We start from the raw sequence: 14,998 nt of genomic DNA on the forward strand, positions 1-14,998 counted from the left end.
GAGACGGGGCCCTGGCGGCCCCGTTTTTATTTGTGCTGGTAATAGGTCCAGTTCTGGCTGTCTGAATTGCCGGTGACGATATCAAGCTTGCCGTCGCCGTTCACGTCGCCGACAGTGATGGCATAGGTGGCTGAATCCGGCTCGCCAAACTCTGCATTCAGAGTCAGGCCGCCTTTTCCGTCGTTGAGGAAAAGCTGGTTCACGCCTTCGTCGTTACCGACCACGATATCGGTGTCCCCATCACCATCAATATCCGCGCCGACAATGGCATAGGTTGCGTCCGCCTCACCACCAAAGGATGAGATGGTCTCAAAGGAGCCGTCACCCTTGTTGAGGATCACGTCATTGGCGGCTTCGATGTTCGCGGTCACGATATCCAGAAGGCCGTCACCGTTCATGTCTGCAACCACCACACCGCGGGTATCATCGTTGCCGCGTCCAAAGGGGATGGCGTGGCCGAACGTCATATCGCCCACACCAAGCAGGATCTGGTTCTGCTGACCGTCCCGGTTCGCGAGCACGAGGTCCATGCTGCCGTCGCCGTTCATGTCCGCCACCGCGACATCGAGGGTCGAATCTTCGCCGTTCCCGAACGGGATTGGTGCCGATAGGCCGCCCCTGCCATCGTTCAGGAAAATATGGTTCGCGCTGCCGCGGCATATTTCAAGGATATCAAGCGCACCGTCGCCGTTTACATCGGCCACCGTGATGCTGCGGGTAGCAGATGAGCCTTCCCCAAACCATATGGGCTCGCCAAAGTTGCCTTTGCCGTCATTCAGGTAAATCTGGTTGGCGTAGCGGTCGGACGCCGAGATCACATCAAGGTCACCATCGCCGTCGATATCCGCGAGGTGAGCGGTATAGCTCGTGACCTCAAGCGTACCGAGTTTCATACGTGAGGTGAAACGGTTCCCGGCGTTATAATAGATATAGCTTGGCTGCGCCCAGTGGCGGCCATTGGCCTCGACAAGGTCAAGGTCGCCATCCCCATCCACGTCGCCAAGCGCAAGGCCCGCTGTGCGGTAATTCTCCGCCCCCACGGGGTAAGACCGCTTGTCCGAAAACAGCGCTTCGCCTGCGTCCGCAAGCGATGCTGGCGTGAGGGCGCACCCGAGCGCCAGCGCCATCATCATATGCCGCATACCAAATTTCCTCCGTCGTGTTTTTTCGTTTCTTGTCAGGCATAGATGTTACGTATCAATGCTCATCGCAAGGGTGCGGGAGATTTGCGCAAAGCTGCGGCCGCTGTCCGCCGCCCACTCATTGAAGGCTTCCTGCACCGCGCGCAGGGCACCTTTGCCGGTGGGTTCCTTGTCCACCACGCCTTCGCGGATGAGGGCTGCCACGCCGTCGCGGCCCAGAACCCAACCGTCCTTGCCAAGGAAACGCAGGAAATAAGGCCCCGTGTTGCCGCCAAGCCGGCTGCCGCGTTTCTTGAGCATCTCAAGGAGCCCGACAAAGTCTTCCATTGGCCAGTCCGCGATACATTTGGCGGCGGAGCCGTATTCATCCTCAAGGTCACACAAGAGAATGGCGTTATCGCGCACGGTCATGATCTTGGGGCCGTTCCGTACAATGCGTTTGTCCTTGAGGAGGTCGTCCAGATCATCGTCCGACATGAATTTCCAGCGCACGGGCACAAAGCCCTCGAACGCTTCCTCAAAACCCGGCCATTTGGCGTCGATCACTTTCCAGCTGAAACCGGCCTGAAAAATGGCGCGGGTCATGCCCGCGAGGATGCGGTCATCACCGATGGCGGTAATCTCATCCGCGCTTTTTACCTGCGGCAGCTGCGCTTCAACGGCCGCTACGCTGCCTTTGCGTTCTACTGCTATGGCAAAAATCTCGTCATATGTTCTCATGGCCTGTTCCCCTTGTCGTTTTCGCAAGCCTAGGGTGGTGCGGCGGGGGCAGCAAGCCTCATATTGGCCCAGCCCTGCACCAAGGCGGCGCAGGCGTGCACCACAAACTAGGCCTTGCAATCCTCGCCCCCCTCCACCAGATTACCGGACCCGGTTTATGGACAAGAACACAAGACAGAAAAGCCCCTGCGGCTTATAATGATCCCATGGCAAGCGACTACATTAAAAGTTTCGGTTTCCCCCGTTGGGGCGAGTATGGGCGCGACAAGGACGCAGAGCCTGTGCGCATGTGCGACTATTCGGGCTGCTCCGAGAAGGGCGCACACCCGGCCCCCAAGGCACCGGGTTCGAATGAGCGCTGGTACTTCTGCCGCCCGCACGCCGCCGAATACAACAAGAACTGGGATTTTTTCCAGGGCATGAGCGACGAGGAAGCCAAGCGCCACATGAACGACAGTGGCGAACGCTCAGACGCATTTGCGAGTTCCCGCACGTTCGAGTGGGGCGGCGCGACGGACGCGGACGGTTTCACCTCAACCGAGAACGCGGCCTATGACACGCTTGAGATCGACCCCGGCGCCAGCCAGGAACTGATCAAGAAGCAGTACCGTAAGCTCGCGAAAATCTACCACCCGGACGCCAACCCCGGCGACCCCGCAGCCGCGGAACGTTTCCACCAAATCCAGACAGCCTATGACCTTTTGAAGGAAAAGAGCTATTAGGTGCTTGCGGCCTGCCCAAGCGGGATGCTGAAGCCTTCCTTGAATGTATCAATCGCCACGATGGTCTCGAACCGCCCGATAGAGGGGTTGGAGAAGAACCATTTGCGCGTGATGCGGTCAAAGTCCTTCATGTCCTTCACGGTCATGATGAGGATGAAGTCGGTCGAGCCGGTCACATAGTAGCACTGTTGCACCTCCGGCACCTGAAGCATCTGCTGCTTGAAGGTCTCGATCGTCGCCTCCCCACCGCAGGAGCAGATGATCTGCACAATCAGGGTTGTGCGACCGCCGAGCGCATTCGGACACAGGATGGCCACTTCCTTCTTGATCGTGCCTTCTTCGCGCAGTTTTTTGATGCGGCGCTGGGTCGCCGCAGGCGACAAACCAATTTTTTCGCCGATGACCTCGGCAGTCTGGCGGCTGTTTTCCTGCATCAAATCGAGAATTTTGAGGTCAAAACTATCAAGTTCGGCCATTTTTAATTTTTTCCATCACATTTTCGCATAAGGAAGAATTTTTTTATCGCAAAGTAAGGAAATTTGCGAAGAAAAAATGCGCGAACACACCTACATTTAAGGAAAGCGAGAAACGACAGCAGGAATAGCGCCATGCAGCAAGACATGAGCACCCCCACACCCGGCGCGAGCCTTGGCATTGCCTGCGGGCTTGGTGCCGCCCTTATCTGGGGCGCATGGCCGGTGATTACCACCATGGGCGTCAAGGCGAACATCAGCCCTGTGCAGGTGGTGATGCTGCGCTTTCTTGTTGCCGGTATCCTGCTTGCTCCCTTTGCACTGCGTGGTCCTTCCACCCTTCGGGACTGGGGCAAGGCTGCCGTCTTCGCGCTTTTTGCAGGCACGCCCTATGCGCTTCTCGTCACCAGCGCGTTTGAATATGCGCCGGCGAGCCACGGCGGTGTCATCATCCCCGGAACGGTACTGCTCGTGAGCCTCATGGCCGCGCACCTTTGGCTTGGTGACCGGCTCACCAAACTGCGCGCCTTCGGTGCTGTACTCATTCTCATCGGGCTTGGTGGCCTTGCGGGTGGTGCAGCGGGTGGCCTGCGCACCATGTTCGGCGACATGCTACTGATGGCGGGTGGCCTGAGCTGGGCAACCTACACCTTCCTGCTGCGCCGCTGGCCGATGGATGGGCTTCGTGTTGCCTCGCGCGTGGCGTTCCTCTCTCTCATTCTTGTGGGTGGGTTGGCGCTTGCGGGCTACGGCGAGGGCCTGACCTCGCTCCCCCTTGAAACCCTCGCGCTGCAGGGTTTGTGGCAGGGTATTCTGTCCGCCACTGTCGCACTGCTGCTGTTCAACAAGGCTGTGGGCATATTGGGCTCAGGCCGTGCGTCGATCATCAATGCGCTGACGCCGGTCATTGCGGTGCTGCTGTCGTTCCTGATGCTCGATGAAGTGCCAACATTGATTGAGTTCGCAGGCCTGATCACCATCATGGCCGGGATTGCCATTGCCCTTGGCATCCGCATCAAACCCATTCGGCGCAAGCGGGACACCGCGCATGTGCCAGAGGTGTCTTAACCCCTCCGGGTAAAGCCTCTCCCCCAACACACCAGAGGATACCTCTTTACCCAGCACCCTGCCTGAGCATGCCCCCAAGGGGCGGCTCAGGCCTTTTTTTTAAGCTGCCTGTAGCGCCTTACGGTAGGCTTCCAGCGTCGCGCGCTGCTGGCCGGCCTCGTCAAAATTCTCAGGACTGAGCCAGGCGCGGAATGCAGCGTCGAGATCAGGCCATTCGCTATCAATCATGGAATACCAGGCCGTATCCCGGTTCCGGCCCTTGAAAACCATGTCGTTGCGGAACGTGCCTTCATATATGAAACCAAAGCGAACAGCCGCACGCATGGATGCCGCATTCTGCGCATGGCATTTCCATTCGAACCGCCGGTAGCCAAGGTCTTCGAACACGTGCCGCGCCATGAGGTAGATGGCTTCGGTCGCGATCGTGGTGCGCTGCAGTTTCTTGGCGAATGTCACACAGCCCACCTCGGTGCTGCCCATGGTTTCGCGGTTGCGCATATAGCTGGCCATACCAAGGATTTCACCGCTCGCCCGTGCACGGATCACCATGGTGCACCAACCCTGCGCACGAATAGCTGCATCAAATGCCTGCCGCAGGTCGTGCACGCCCTCAAACGGGCCATAAGCCATATAGTGCCACAGCTCATCGCTATCATGCCCGGCGACCGCCGTCGCGAGGCCCTCGCCGTGTGTGTCCCAGTTCAGCGGCTCAAGCCGCGTATAGGTGCCGTCAAGCGCCACCCGACCCGGTGTTGCACAGGGCTTCCAGTTTGATAGGTCACTCATCACATGTCTCGCTTATCTGTTCTCCGGCGCAACAGTGGCGACGGATGCCGCAAAGGCAGTTTGTTCGGCGGGGTCTTTTGGTTTGTGCACCCTTTTGGTGCTGGCGGGAAAACGCGCGAGCGAGACACCTTCGCGCCATTCTTTTGCAGGGCGAATGGGACGCGGTACAAAATTGCCGCCGCAGTTGGAGCATACGCCTTTCAGCACCTCATCCACGCAGGTGCTGCAGAAAGTGCATTCAAAAGAACAGATCATGGCATCTCTGCTCTCAGGTGACAGGTCACAGTCGCAATGTTCACAGGATGGTCTCAGGTCCAGCATCTTATTTCTCCTGCCGCAGACGGTGATATGTTGGCAGCACACCGTGATTAAGCGGTGCCTGCGCGCCCTCGGGCGCCTCATGCGCGCTGCCCGAAACGGTGTGAATGTCCACATGCCCGGCCCAGATGGGCCAGTCAGCCTCATCCGCGTCACCGGGGCCGCCCGCGCGCACCTTGGCGCTCGCGTCTTCAATTTCCATCACAACCATGCCGGTGGCCTTGCGCTCCTGCGCGGTCATGGGCCGAAGCTGGCCCCAGCGCGCGGGTGCGAGAAGGTCGAAAAACAGTTCCATCTGGCGATCAAATTCCGCGTCGTCGGTCACCAGTTCCGGCACGCCAAAACAGATGACCGAGCGGTAGTTGACACTGGTGTTGAAAGCGGAACGCGCAAGCACCAGCCCATCAAGCTGCGTCACGCACACACTGGCCGGGTTGCCGCCTGAGAGGTGCTGGATCATCCGGCTTTTTGACGCGCCGTGCCAGTAAAGGCGGTTACCCTCCCGCCAGTAGCTGGTGGGCACAATATGGGGCTGGCCTGCAATCTCGAAAGACACATGGCACAGGAAGTGGCTATCAAGGATGCGGTGGACCGTATCCTCATCATAAAGCGCACGTTTGTGGCCCCGCTTGACGCGGTTCCTGTCGGTTTTCGCAAACTCACTCATTCTACTATCCTCGCTGCCGCTGGGGTTCGGCATTTTGGTGCTTTTCCGTAAGCGCAGATTGCGGCTATATTGATACCCCTGAAAGAACCAATATCGTCAAATCCATGGTACCAATTTATGGACGGCATGTTTGAAACCCTGTTTACGCCGGGACTTGATACGGCAAGCGCAGCACCGTTGAATGAGCAGCTTCAGGCCATGCTGCGCGGTGCCATTCTTGATGGTCGCTTGCCCTCTGGCCGCCGCCTTCCCGCGACCCGAGCGCTCGCCGAGCGGCTGGAGGTGTCGCGCAACACGGTGCTCGCCGCTTACGACCACCTGATCGCCGAAGGTTATCTTGAGACGCGGCAGGGCGCCGGCACCTATGTCAGCACCGACCTGCCGGACACGTCCCTGCAGGTACGCGCGGTCGAGCAGGCACCAGTGACAGGCCTTCATGCCCGCCCGCTCAAGCGGCCACTCGCCGGCATGCCAGCGCTTGACCAGTTCCCCATCGATATATGGTCGCGGCTTTCAGGCAGCGTGTGGCGGAGCGCAACCGAAAGCCAGCTGCTCTATAACGACCCTGCGGGTTACCTGCCACTCAGGCAGGCAATTGCGACATACCTGTCCGCCGCACGCGGTGTGGTGGCGGATGCCGATCAGGTGATCATCACCTCCGGCATCCAGCAGGGCTTCCACTTGCTGTCGGGTGGGGTGATCGCACCTGAACGCGCCATCGTGCTCGAGGACCCAGGCTACCCCGGCATGGCAGCGGCGGCGGCGACCTTGCCCCACCCGCTGCATTTTACCCCCATCGACCGGGATGGCGCCCTGATCCCTGACATTGGTGGCCCTGTCGGCATTTTTGTCACTTGCCCGTCACGGCAGTATCCCCTTGGGCACACCATGCCGCTCAGGCGGCGACTTGAGGTGCTTGAATGGGCGAAGGCGCAAGATTGTTATGTGCTCGAAGACGATTACGACAGCGAATTTCGCTATGCCGGGCGACCCATCAATTCGCTGCAGGGCATTGATGGCGGCAAACGGGTTATCTACAGCGGCAGCTTCTCGAAAACCCTGTTTCTCGCCCTTAGGCTCGGTTACCTCGTGGTACCGAAGGATATGGTGCCAAATCTCCTGCGCCAACGCATGGCGACAGACAGTTTCCCCTCAATCAGCAACCAGATGCTGCTGGCGCGCTTCATCGAAGAAGGGCATTTTGCCCGGCATATCAGGCGATTGCGCGCGGTCCATAAAAAACGCCTGGCTGCCTTCCTTGGTGCCGCGGCAACCTACCTCAATCCGTGGTTTGAGATACCCGCCTCTGACACCGGCCTTCATATCGTCGGCTTCTGCCGCGACGGTGCCGAGCTGCCGGACGATAAACGCCTCGCGATCATTGTGGGGCGGGCGGGCATCGGCGCATCCCCGCTTTCCGGCACCTATAGCCAGTGCACGCCGCGGCAGGGCCTGCTGTTTGGCTTTGCCAACATCCCCGAACGCGAAATCGAGAGCCGGGTCAAAGAGTTGGCAGCCATCCTCAATCAACAAACGGGCTTTTAATAAATTTTCCCACGGTGTAGCCTATGCGCCAAGGGGTGAAGCGCGTGGACAAGCGTGCAGCGAATGGGGCCACACAGCTAAGCACCGGTATTCAGGAGAGAGTTATGAATTTCAGACAATCGCTGGGCTCACTTTTGGCGGCATCTGCACTGGCCGCAGCAGCTTTTGCACAGGATGACTGGAGTTATTCCGGATCAAATGGCGCCGATAGCTGGGGTTCTCTCTCAAGCGTATGCGCCAATGGTTCCATGCAGTCGCCCATCGTGATCGAGGGCACGGAAGCGGTTTATATGAACCGGCTGGAGACGCTGTATAGCGTCGCGCCCGTTGATATGGTCAATGACCGCCACACGGTGAAGTTCAACTATGCCTCCGGCAGTGTGATGAAGGTTGGCCCCAAGCTCTTTGAGCTGATGAATTTCCATTTCCATACCCCGGCAGAGCACAAGGTGCTGACCACAAGCTTCCCGCTTGAAATCCATTTCGATCACAAGGCAGCGGACGGCTCACTGGCCCGCATTGCTGTGCTCGTAAAGGAAGGTCGCCCCAATGCAGCGGCGGAAGAGATTTTGCCCTATGTACCGCTAGAACCTGACCAGACGAGCCGTCGGCCCGAGGTCAAGGTGAATGCGCGTGACCTGATGCCAAACGATCACGCCTATTACCGGTATATGGGGTCCCTGACGACACCGCCCTGCAGCGAGGGCGTGAATTGGTACGTAATGAAGGAACCGGTAGAGTTCTCGAGCCAGCAGATAGCCACCCTGCGCGGCATCATGGGGGAAAACGCGCGTCCCCTGCAGCCGCGCAACAACCGGATGATCCTAGATGCACTGCCAAACTGACATTCGTAGAGCGGCGGGGTTCCGGCCTGCTGCCCTGTTGATGACCGTCCTTGCCCTTGCCGCCTGTGGCGGCAATGGGCCAAGCCGCATGGCGGGCGGCACCACCACCCAGCGTATCAACCCCATGGTTGAACAGGCACTATGTGAAGGCCGCGCGGCAGATGCGGCCCGCATCATGACCTCGGAACCGCTCCTCTCGCCTGCTGACCGTTTCTACACCGGTCTCGCCTTTGAAGAAAGCGGACGTCCGATCGCGGCACGGCAGATCTACGCAACCCTGATGTCGTCCGGCGCGCAGGACGGCGTTTTCGCGCACTGCGGCAGTGTGGTTCTGGCCGACGGCCCGGTGAGTGCTGAAGCCGGCCGCCGCCTCGCGCTGATCGCATCGCAGCTCCAGTCCATGGATGTGGCCCGCAATGAGCCCATGCGCTTTGGCCCCGGTCTTCCTCCCACCACAAGCAAGCCAGCCGACGTCACACGCACGGCGCCTGCCGCTGGCGGGAACGGCCCGCGCCGTGATGTAACGCGGCCCTCAAGCAGTTCACCGCTCGGCCGCTGGTTCGCGCATCTGGCTTCCTACCGGTCTTACGACCACGCCAACGCGGGCAAGGAAAGCCTGACCAAACAATACCCGGCGCTAGACGGCATCATCGACCAGTGGGAAGTGAACGTGAACGGTTATGCACTCCGCCTTGGTGTGCGCACCAGTGAGAAAGGCGACGCCAGCAACTTGTGCGCGCAGGTCAAAAGCCAGGGCGAATATTGCGCGGTTATGGATACATCAGAATAACTTATGAACCTGTCTCTAAAGTCTGCATTGAGCGCAGGCCAGTTGACGGGCTAAATTCGGGCTGGTAGTCGGGGCGTCATCCGCATAAGATGGCGCCCGATTTATAAGGCGTGGCCTCTTGTGCCACCTTTTTAAAGCAGCTTGTGGCGGTAGGGGATATTGCCACACTACAGCAGATGTATAAGACACAGGCGCGGATGTATGCGCCCCCGTGAAGCGTACTCTGGGGAGAGGGAAATAAATGGCTGGAACTCAACACGCACAGTGGTCATCCCGCTGGGCGTTTATCATGGCCGCTGTCGGCAGTGCTGTCGGCCTCGGCAATATCTGGAAATTTCCGTATGAAGCAGGTGAAGGTGGCGGCGGTGCATTCGTCCTACTGTACCTGCTTTTTGTTTTTATCATCGGCACACCCTGCCTGATCGCTGAGCTGTCGCTCGGCCGTCGTGGGCAGAAGAACCCGGTCTACACCATGAAATCCATCGCGACCGAAGAAGGCCGCAGCACGATGTGGGGCCTTTTGGGCTGGTCCGGTATCGTTGGTGCCTTCATCATCATCAGCTTCTATTCGCTGGTGGGTGGCTGGGTGCTGGCCTATATCGTCAAGGCAGCCATGGGTTTCGGCGGCTTTGATGCCGCCAAGTCGACCGAGACATTCCTGACCTTCATCGCAGACCCGGTGCAGCCGATTGTGGCCCACTTTGCCTTCATGGCCATCACCGTGGGTATCGTGGCGCGTGGCGTGCAGGGCGGGCTTGAGAAAGCCGTAACCGTGCTGATGCCGGCGCTGTTCGCCATCCTTGTGATGCTGATGATCTACTCTGCAGTAACCGGTGCTTTCGGTGAGGCGCTGAACTTCCTGTTCCGTCCGAACTTCCATGCGCTGACGGGCGACAAGATACTGAATGCCCTTGGGCTGTCTTTCTTCTCGCTCTCGCTCGCGATGGGTTCAATCATGACCTACGGCTCCTACCTGCCGAAGGATGTGAACATCCCGAAATCCGCGATCACCATTGCTGGTGCCGATAGCGCGGTTGCGCTGATGGCTGGCCTCGCGATCTTCCCGATCGTGTTTGCCTATGGCCTGAACCCGGGCGGCGGCGGCGGCCTCGTGTTCATGACGCTTCCGATTGCGTTTGGTCAGATGCCGATGGGCGAGATTATCGGCCCGCTCTTCTTCGCGCTCCTTGCTGTTGCCGCGATCACAAGCTCCATCTCGCTTCTCGAGCCAGGTGTATCCTACATCGAGGAACGCACGGGCTGGAGCCGCAAGAAAGTAACGGCGACCATCGGTTTTGCGGCTTTCCTTCTGGGCACGCTGTCGTCCTTCGGTCAGCCAGGCAACCTTCTTGGCGACCTTACCTTCTTTGGTGGCATGACCATCATGGACGTGAAGGACTATTTCACCAACAACATCATCATGCCGCTCGGCGCCATGTTCATGATGATCTTCGTGGGCTGGTTCGTCAGCCGCAAGGCCATGATGGATGAGCTGGCAATCGAGGATAAGAACTTCCGCATCTGGTATTTCCTCGTGCGCTTCATCTGCCCAGTGGCGATCTTCGCAGTGTTTGTGAACATCATCTATGACACGATCATCCAACCGATGATGGGCTAAGCCTAGACACAAAGAATATGGAAAAGGGGCCACGCGGCCCCTTTTTTGTGCGCACTGTGTGCGAAATATGTGCGGGAAATGCGCGGCGCTTATGCGGCTTCCGCGATCGCGTAAATACGCTCCACCATCGCGAACAAGCCGTTTGCGCGCAGGGGCGACAGGTGCGAAGCAAGGCCAAGCTGGTCCAGGATCGCTCGGGCGTCTGTCTCTCTGATCTCTGCCGCAGTCTTGCCTGAGAAAATCAGCAGCATGATGGCTACAAGGCCCTTGACGATATGGGCGTCACTGTCACCGCGCAGATGGATGCGACCGTCATCCGCCACTTCCGGCACCAGCCACACCTGGCTTTGGCAACCTCGCACCTTGTATTCCTCGGTCATCTCGCTCTCATCAAGCGGTGGCAGTTTGCGGCCAAGGTCGATGATGTAGCGGTATTTGTCTTCCCAATCCTCGAGGAATTCAAAGGTGTCCAAAATTTCAACGATCGTTGTATTTTCCAGTGACATCATCTATCCATAACTTAAGGGCAGCTTGACAGTCAGGCCAATCGGCCGACCTAATGTCGAGTGTCTAAAGGATCAGGCCCGTGAGTTAAAGGCCAAAAACTGCACGACAAAGCGAGGGGAAGCGCTGAATGTCATCCAAAGAACCGGGCTATCCACGCCCCGCCTATGCCTGGTATATGGTCGTGCTTCTGCTCGTTATCTATACCTTTTCTTTCATCGACCGCCAGATTCTCGGCCTCTTGGGCCCGGCCATCAAGGCGGATTTCGGCATCTCGGATACCCAGTTCGGCATCCTGACCGGTTTCGCCTTCGCGGTATTCTATACGGCCTTCGGCCTTATCTGTGCGCGCTACGCCGACAGCGGCAACCGCCGCATGCTGATTGTGATTGGCCTCTTTCTCTGGAGCCTGATGACGGCGGCGTCGTCGCTTGCCCGCAGCTTCATGTCGCTTTTCCTCCTGCGCATGGGCGTGGGTGTCGGTGAAGCGACACTTGCGCCTGCCGCCAACTCCATGCTGGCGGACAGTTTCCCGAAAGAGCGCCTTTCGACCGCACTGAGCGTGTATTCCATGGGTATTCCGGTGGGTTCCGCCCTCGCCTTTATCGTGGGCGGCGCGGTGATCGACTTCGCTGAGAAGCTGCCGGACATCGAGGTGCCGGGTTACGGCCTGATGGGTGGCTGGCAGAAAGCCTTCCTGATGGTGGGCCTGCCCGGCCTTCTTTTGACTGTGCTGATGTTCACCATCAAGGAACCGCCGCGCAAAGGTGCCACAGGCACCGGTGCGAGCATCCCCGTGCGCGATGTGCTCAAGTATTTCGGCAGCAAGGCACGCGCTTATTCCAGCATCTGTATCGGCGTATCGATGAACGCCGCGCTTGGGTTCGGCAGCGTGATTTTCCTGCCCTTCTTTTTCGTGCGCTATCACCAGATGGCACCAGCTGATGTGGGCATCACCTTTGGCCTTATCTCGCTGGTCACTGGCCCCTTGGGGCTGCTGTTTGGCGGTTGGCTCGCGGACAGGCTGTACAAGAAAGGCCGTAAGGATGCGCATATTCTGGCGCTGATGGCGGCACCGCTTGGCTTTGCTATTCCGTCCTTCACCCTGCCCTTCATTCAGGACACCACAACGGCTTGGGTCGTGCTGGCCTTCTCCAACTTCTTCATCAACTCACCGTCCGGTGTGGCATATGCAAGCTTGCAGATCATCACGCCAAACCAGATGCGCGGGCAGATCATCTCCATCTATGTGATGTGCACCAGCATCATTGGCTACGGTGCCGGGCCCTTCGCGCTGGGTTTCTTCACTGACTATATCTTTGGTGACGAGATGAAGCTGAACCTGTCGTTCCTCTTGCTCGCGCTCATCACTGTGCCTGTGGGCATCGGCACCTTCCTGTGGGGCCGCAAGGCCTATGCAAAAGCGGTGGAAGAGGAAGAAGCACGCCTGAAGGCGATTGGCGGGTAGCCGCCTAGATACCCTGTGGCCGGACCGACGGGTCCGGCACTCCTGCCCCGATATCGACCGGGGTGATCACGAACAGGCGCGACCCTAACGACTGAAAAGCGCCAAAGTTGTCCTGCACGCTGGGCTTCCACGCATCATTCATGAAGATGAAGCTGGTGACCTTGCCTTCATCGTCCGCCAGCGGCAGGGCGAGTGACTTCACGATGTGACTGCCGTCACGCTCAAACAGAATATCGGCTTCGCTGACAGTTGCGTTCGGCTGCGCCATCGAAAGTTCGAACCATTGAACGATATAGTCGTGGGTGCGTGGGTGCATCAGCGACAGCACATTTTCACCCACCGGGTCGCTGCCCATACGCTGATTGATGCCGGAGCCAAGCAGGCGAAAGCGGTAGTCACCCGGCGCATGGCACTGCACGAGGGATACATCGGGCAGCAGGTCGCCGAACGCCATGGGGCGAATGTCACTTTTGCGCGGCACGATAGCGCCCGGTCGCAGGAATGATGACCAGATGTCATTAAATCTTTCGAACCGGCTTTCCGTACTCATAAACCCATGTGCCCCAACAAGTTATAGTGCTTACCCACCTTCTTCATGCCGTGCCTGCGGTTAAGAAATGTTGAACTTCACGCGAAAAAGCTGCGGGCGCTTTGCCCTGTACGGGCGCGCAAAAACATGTAACCTGTGCACCAGATTTTTGAGGGGAGATAATAATGCGTAATTTCCGCAAAATGGGCCTCGCGCTGCTTGCCAGCGTTTCCATGACCATGGGCTTGATGGCCGATGGGGAAACCAAATCCGAACTGGCAGACGCGCAGGAAGGCGAAGGCCAGTATGGCCGCCTTGTGCTGCGCGGCGCTTACATCATCGACGGCACCGGCGCGCCCGCCTATGGCCCCGCTGATGTGGTGGTGGAGAAAAACCGCATTACCGAGATCAAGGTTGTTGGCACTCCCGGCAACCCGATCAAGCCAGAGGGTCGGCCCGCGAAAGGCGACCGCGAAATTGATGCCACTGGCAAATACATTCTGCCCGGTTTTGTGGATGTGCACGCTCATATCCACGGTGAAGACTTCGGTCAGGGCGTCAGCCCCGAATATATTTTCAAGCTGTGGCTCGCGCACGGGGTTACAACCGCGCGTATTGTGGGCTTCAGCGGAGACGAACGCACGGTTGATTTCAAACGCCGCAGCGCGAAAAACGAAATCACCGCGCCGCGCATCGTGGCCTATTCATCCTTCGCTGGCATTGAAACCGAGAAACAGGCGCGCGAAACCATCCAGCGCTTCAAGAAAATCGGCTCTGACGGCGTGAAATTCGTCGGCAACCCGAAGAAGGCGCTGATCGCCGGCCTTGATGAAGCGGAAAAACTGGGCCTCCGTACCACCATGCACCATAGTCAGACCGCGGTGACAGACGCCAACGTGCTCGACACCACGGCGCACGGGCTCGATAGCATGGAACACTGGTACGGCCTGCCGGAAGCGATGTTCGAGGACCGGCTGATCCAGGACTATCCGGCGGATTATATCTACACGGATGAGATGGACCGCTTTGGCGAGGCGGGCAAACTTTGGAAACAGGCCGCCAAGCCAGGGTCCGACAAATGGAACGAGGTGATGGAAACCTTGCTCGCGCGCGACTTTGCCATCAACCCCACCTTCACCATCTATGTTGCCTCGCGCGACCTGATGCGTATGAGCCGCGCCATCTGGCACGACGAATACACCATGCCAGCGCTGTGGGATTTCTACCGCCCGAGCGCGGAAGCCCACGGCTCCTACTGGTTTGACTGGACCACAGGGCATGAGGTGGAGTGGCAGAAAAACTATAAAATCTGGATGCAGTTCATCAATGAATACAAGAACCGCGGCGGCAAGATCGGCGTGGGCAGCGACACGGGTTATATCTATAGCCTCTACGGCTTTGGTTATATTCAGGAGTTCGAATTGCTGCAGGAAGCCGGTTTCCACCCGCTTGAGGTGATCCGGTCCGCCACCACCATCGGCGCGGAGGAGATGGGCATGGAGGATGAGATTGGCGCGGTTGAGGTTGGCAAGAAGGCCGACCTAGTGGTCGTCGATGAAAACCCCTTGCATAACTTCAAGGTGCTCTATGGCACCGGTGCGGTGAAGCTGAACAAGGAGACCGGCCTTGTCGAGCGCGTCGGTGGCGTGCGCTGGACCATCAAGGACGGCATTGTCTATGACGCCTTCAAGCTGCGTGCGGATGTGCGCGCCATGGTGCGCGACGCCAAGGTGAAAGCAGGCATGAACCCGGATAAACCGCTGGCGATCGCAAACGCGCCGCGTGCCGAATAAGATGCGCCCT

General features: G+C 58.6%; 16 protein-coding genes. 8 read left to right on the forward strand and 8 right to left on the reverse strand.

All coding sequences use genetic code 11. The features are described from left to right. Positions 1-26: 26 nt before the first annotated feature. The gene (locus B150_RS0102440) at positions 27-1,142 is read right to left on the reverse strand and encodes an FG-GAP repeat domain-containing protein (protein ID WP_020398291.1); all 1,116 of its coding nucleotides are present in this window, start codon (positions 1,140-1,142) and stop codon (positions 27-29) included. Between the two features lie 48 nt (positions 1,143-1,190). Next, complete coding sequence (locus B150_RS0102445; RefSeq protein ID WP_020398292.1) at positions 1,191-1,862, reverse strand: DNA-3-methyladenine glycosylase I; 672 nt, start codon at positions 1,860-1,862, stop codon at positions 1,191-1,193. Positions 1,863-2,068: 206 nt separating this feature from the next. Here B150_RS0102445 and B150_RS23510 point away from each other — a divergent pair, with 206 nt between their 5' ends. Then, positions 2,069-2,584: a J domain-containing protein gene (locus B150_RS23510; RefSeq protein ID WP_020398293.1), complete on the forward strand. Its 516-nt coding sequence runs from the start codon at positions 2,069-2,071 to the stop codon at positions 2,582-2,584. Here B150_RS23510 and B150_RS0102455 read toward each other — a convergent pair. Beyond that, positions 2,581-3,060, reverse strand: a complete 480-nt coding sequence (locus B150_RS0102455; protein WP_020398294.1) for an Lrp/AsnC family transcriptional regulator — start codon at positions 3,058-3,060, stop codon at positions 2,581-2,583. The two genes, B150_RS23510 and B150_RS0102455, sit on opposite strands and share 4 nt — an antisense overlap. A 132-nt stretch (positions 3,061-3,192) precedes the next feature. Between B150_RS0102455 and B150_RS0102460 the strand changes: the two genes are divergently transcribed. Next, entirely contained in the window at positions 3,193-4,125 is a 933-nt protein-coding gene (locus B150_RS0102460) for a DMT family transporter (RefSeq protein WP_020398295.1), read from the forward strand. 99 nt (positions 4,126-4,224) lie between these two features. Here the strand turns inward: B150_RS0102460 and B150_RS0102465 are convergent, their stop codons facing one another. The 3 genes from B150_RS0102465 to B150_RS0102475 are packed head-to-tail and all read right to left on the reverse strand — an operon-like array spanning position 4,225 to position 5,896. Further along, the gene (locus B150_RS0102465; RefSeq protein WP_026168159.1) at positions 4,225-4,911 is read right to left on the reverse strand and encodes a GNAT family N-acetyltransferase; all 687 of its coding nucleotides are present in this window, start codon (positions 4,909-4,911) and stop codon (positions 4,225-4,227) included. A gap of 12 nt (positions 4,912-4,923) precedes the next feature. Further along, positions 4,924-5,232 carry a DUF1272 domain-containing protein gene (locus tag B150_RS0102470; protein WP_020398297.1) on the reverse strand — a complete coding sequence of 103 codons (309 nt, stop codon included), beginning with the start codon at positions 5,230-5,232 and terminating at the stop codon, positions 4,924-4,926. A gap of 1 nt (position 5,233) precedes the next feature. Beyond that, positions 5,234-5,896, reverse strand: a complete 663-nt coding sequence (locus B150_RS0102475; protein WP_020398298.1) for a pyridoxamine 5'-phosphate oxidase family protein — start codon at positions 5,894-5,896, stop codon at positions 5,234-5,236. 117 nt (positions 5,897-6,013) lie between these two features. Here B150_RS0102475 and pdxR point away from each other — a divergent pair, with 117 nt between their 5' ends. The 4 genes from pdxR to B150_RS0102495 all read left to right on the forward strand — a co-directional run bounded on the left by pdxR (position 6,014) and on the right by B150_RS0102495 (position 10,694). Next, positions 6,014-7,441, forward strand: coding sequence for a MocR-like pyridoxine biosynthesis transcription factor PdxR (pdxR, locus tag B150_RS19445; protein WP_020398299.1), 1,428 nt, complete (start codon positions 6,014-6,016; stop codon positions 7,439-7,441). Positions 7,442-7,545: 104 nt separating this feature from the next. Next, positions 7,546-8,286, forward strand: coding sequence for a carbonic anhydrase (locus B150_RS0102485; RefSeq protein ID WP_020398300.1), 741 nt, complete (start codon positions 7,546-7,548; stop codon positions 8,284-8,286). Continuing rightward, complete coding sequence (locus B150_RS0102490) at positions 8,270-9,076, forward strand: hypothetical protein (RefSeq protein ID WP_155859908.1); 807 nt, start codon at positions 8,270-8,272, stop codon at positions 9,074-9,076. Before B150_RS0102485 ends, B150_RS0102490 begins: the two co-directional genes overlap by 17 nt. A 241-nt stretch (positions 9,077-9,317) precedes the next feature. Then, on the forward strand, positions 9,318-10,694 hold the full coding sequence (locus tag B150_RS0102495; RefSeq protein WP_026168160.1) for a sodium-dependent transporter: 1,377 nt from the start codon (positions 9,318-9,320) through the stop codon (positions 10,692-10,694). An 89-nt stretch (positions 10,695-10,783) separates the two neighbouring features. Here the strand turns inward: B150_RS0102495 and B150_RS0102500 are convergent, their stop codons facing one another. Next, positions 10,784-11,200: a SufE family protein gene (locus tag B150_RS0102500; RefSeq protein ID WP_020398303.1), complete on the reverse strand. Its 417-nt coding sequence runs from the start codon at positions 11,198-11,200 to the stop codon at positions 10,784-10,786. A 128-nt stretch (positions 11,201-11,328) separates the two neighbouring features. On the opposite strand from B150_RS0102500, the gene B150_RS0102505 reads away from it, so the two are divergent. Next, positions 11,329-12,666, forward strand: a complete 1,338-nt coding sequence (locus B150_RS0102505; protein WP_020398304.1) for a spinster family MFS transporter — start codon at positions 11,329-11,331, stop codon at positions 12,664-12,666. Between the two features lie 4 nt (positions 12,667-12,670). Here B150_RS0102505 and B150_RS0102510 read toward each other — a convergent pair whose 3' ends face one another. Next, positions 12,671-13,216, reverse strand: a complete 546-nt coding sequence (locus tag B150_RS0102510) for a PAS domain-containing protein (protein WP_020398305.1) — start codon at positions 13,214-13,216, stop codon at positions 12,671-12,673. 164 nt (positions 13,217-13,380) lie between these two features. Here B150_RS0102510 and B150_RS0102515 point away from each other — a divergent pair, with 164 nt between their 5' ends. Then, positions 13,381-14,988, forward strand: a complete 1,608-nt coding sequence (locus B150_RS0102515) for an amidohydrolase family protein (protein ID WP_020398306.1) — start codon at positions 13,381-13,383, stop codon at positions 14,986-14,988. Positions 14,989-14,998: the final 10 nt, after the last annotated feature.

Source organism: Kordiimonas gwangyangensis DSM 19435 = JCM 12864, from assembly GCF_000375545.1.
GTDB classification, from domain to species: domain Bacteria; phylum Pseudomonadota; class Alphaproteobacteria; order Sphingomonadales; family Kordiimonadaceae; genus Kordiimonas; species Kordiimonas gwangyangensis.

What these genes read in the sequence shown, in the direction of transcription:
- B150_RS0102455 (WP_020398294.1), bottom strand. Translation starts at nt 3,060, where the DNA reads ATGGCCGAACTTGATAGTTTTGACCTCAAAATTCTCGATTTGATGCAG.
- B150_RS0102445 (WP_020398292.1), bottom strand. Translation starts at nt 1,862, where the DNA reads ATGAGAACATATGACGAGATTTTTGCCATAGCAGTAGAACGCAAAGGC.
- B150_RS0102485 (WP_020398300.1), top strand. Translation starts at nt 7,546, where the DNA reads ATGAATTTCAGACAATCGCTGGGCTCACTTTTGGCGGCATCTGCACTG.
- B150_RS0102470 (WP_020398297.1), bottom strand. Translation starts at nt 5,232, where the DNA reads ATGCTGGACCTGAGACCATCCTGTGAACATTGCGACTGTGACCTGTCA.
- B150_RS0102505 (WP_020398304.1), top strand. Translation starts at nt 11,329, where the DNA reads ATGTCATCCAAAGAACCGGGCTATCCACGCCCCGCCTATGCCTGGTAT.
- B150_RS0102460 (WP_020398295.1), top strand. Translation starts at nt 3,193, where the DNA reads ATGCAGCAAGACATGAGCACCCCCACACCCGGCGCGAGCCTTGGCATT.
- B150_RS0102465 (WP_026168159.1), bottom strand. Translation starts at nt 4,911, where the DNA reads ATGAGTGACCTATCAAACTGGAAGCCCTGTGCAACACCGGGTCGGGTG.
- B150_RS0102500 (WP_020398303.1), bottom strand. Translation starts at nt 11,200, where the DNA reads ATGTCACTGGAAAATACAACGATCGTTGAAATTTTGGACACCTTTGAA.
- B150_RS0102515 (WP_020398306.1), top strand. Translation starts at nt 13,381, where the DNA reads ATGCGTAATTTCCGCAAAATGGGCCTCGCGCTGCTTGCCAGCGTTTCC.
- B150_RS0102510 (WP_020398305.1), bottom strand. Translation starts at nt 13,216, where the DNA reads ATGAGTACGGAAAGCCGGTTCGAAAGATTTAATGACATCTGGTCATCA.
- B150_RS0102440 (WP_020398291.1), bottom strand. Translation starts at nt 1,142, where the DNA reads ATGCGGCATATGATGATGGCGCTGGCGCTCGGGTGCGCCCTCACGCCA.
- B150_RS0102475 (WP_020398298.1), bottom strand. Translation starts at nt 5,896, where the DNA reads ATGAGTGAGTTTGCGAAAACCGACAGGAACCGCGTCAAGCGGGGCCAC.
- B150_RS0102495 (WP_026168160.1), top strand. Translation starts at nt 9,318, where the DNA reads ATGGCTGGAACTCAACACGCACAGTGGTCATCCCGCTGGGCGTTTATC.
- B150_RS23510 (WP_020398293.1), top strand. Translation starts at nt 2,069, where the DNA reads ATGGCAAGCGACTACATTAAAAGTTTCGGTTTCCCCCGTTGGGGCGAG.
- B150_RS0102490 (WP_155859908.1), top strand. Translation starts at nt 8,270, where the DNA reads ATGCACTGCCAAACTGACATTCGTAGAGCGGCGGGGTTCCGGCCTGCT.
- pdxR (WP_020398299.1), top strand. Translation starts at nt 6,014, where the DNA reads ATGGACGGCATGTTTGAAACCCTGTTTACGCCGGGACTTGATACGGCA.